The following is a 1374-nucleotide window of genomic DNA, read 5'->3' on the forward strand; positions in this document are numbered from 1 at the left end:
CGCTGCCAGATGCCAGGCGGCGCCCGCCACGCCGGCCACCGCCGCCAGCACCGGCATCATGCGCGCCAGCGCGGGCATGGCCAGCAGCGCCCGCGCGACGGCCGCACCGGCCAGGTACACGGGCAGTCCAGACGCCATCCACGTCGCGGCCCAGGCCAGGCCGGCGATCGCCGTGAGCAGGAACGCCTTTCCCTCCCCGGCCAGCGTGGCGCGGTAGTTCAGCAACGGCGCCACGGCGAGCGGCAGCATCATCGGCACCATCATCGCGGCCCACATCCCGATGAAACCGGCGGCGGCGCCGAGCCACGACTGGCCGCACACCGGCAACCACATCGCCGCCATGCTCCACCCGCCGGGCATCGGGATCTGTCCCATGATCACACGGGATACTCGTCGTGCCGCCGCCACCAGACGCCTTTTTCGTTGCGGCCTTTCGGTGCACGATCCAGCCATGGGTACATGCCCCACAGCGCGTCGAGGCCGCGCGCGTACGTCGAATACGTGTGGTACACGACGCCGTCTTCCTGCACGAAGGCGCTCAGGCCCGGACGCTCGCGCGTGTAGGTGGCGAGGTCGGTGCCGGTCGATACGGCCTGCAGCGCCGCGGGACTGGTGCCGTCCCGCAGCGGCAGCGGCAGCGGCAGCGGCGGCTCGCGGCGGTAGTTGTACTCGATGACGCCTTCGCGCTGTTGCGTCTCCGAAAACCAGACGTTGAAATCGGCGTTGAAATCCGCCTCGCCGGGAAGCGCAGTCGCCCACGGGAACGTCCAGCCCATGCGTTCCTTGTACGCGCGCAGTTTCGCCTGCGGCGCACGCGACACGGACGTCAAGAGCACGTCGTGATTGGCCAGGTGCGTGGCGATGCCGTTGAAGCCGTCGGCGATCGCCGAGCAGGATGGGCAGCCCGCCGTATAGTCGACCCCGAACATGAAATGGTAGACGAGCAGTTGCGACCGGCCCTGGAACAGGTCGGCCAGCGCCACGTTGCCCGCTTCGGTCTCGAAGCGGTAATCCTTGTCGATGCGGACCCAGGGTAACGCTTGCCGCTGGCGCGCCAGCTCGTCGCTGCGGTGCGTGAGCTCGCGCTCCGCTTCCCACAGCCGCAGGCGTGCGGCCAGCCATTCGTCCCGGGTTCCCGCTTGATGAGTGCTCATCGTTTTCTCCTGTTGGTTGAAGGTGCGGTGCTATATTAGGGACGACCTACCACCCTGCGAGAGTGACAAATTTGGCGCGATTCCGATGGACTCGATGATCACGGCGGCCGCCCTGGCGCTGGCACACGGCGACCCGCTCGGCGCCCTCTCCCGCGTCGCCCTGCGTGACGACGCGCCCGCGCTCGCATTGCGCGGCATCGCGATGGCGCAGCTGGGCGAT

Annotated in this window: 2 protein-coding genes and 1 pseudogene; 1 reads left to right on the plus strand and 2 read right to left on the minus strand. The window is 68.8% G+C overall.

Annotation, left to right across the window (positions count from 1 at the left end; all coding sequences use genetic code 11):
• On the minus strand, positions 1-375 hold a 375-nt coding region (locus tag ACEN88_RS31780), incomplete at its 3' end, for a DUF2182 domain-containing protein (protein WP_413346160.1).
• Positions 376-377: 2 nt separating this feature from the next.
• Positions 378-1154, minus strand: a complete 777-nt coding sequence (locus ACEN88_RS31785) for a DUF899 domain-containing protein (protein ID WP_413346162.1) — start codon at positions 1152-1154, stop codon at positions 378-380.
• Positions 1155-1239: 85 nt separating this feature from the next.
• Here ACEN88_RS31785 and ACEN88_RS31790 point away from each other — a divergent pair.
• Positions 1240-1374, plus strand: a pseudogene (locus ACEN88_RS31790) (helix-turn-helix domain-containing protein); the annotation flags it as partial.

The organism is Massilia sp. CT11-108 (assembly GCF_047302915.1).
Taxonomy (GTDB): Bacteria; Pseudomonadota; Gammaproteobacteria; order Burkholderiales; family Burkholderiaceae_D; genus Telluria; species Telluria orientalis.

What these genes read in the sequence shown, in the direction of transcription:
- ACEN88_RS31785 (WP_413346162.1), bottom strand. Translation starts at nt 1,154, where the DNA reads ATGAGCACTCATCAAGCGGGAACCCGGGACGAATGGCTGGCCGCACGC.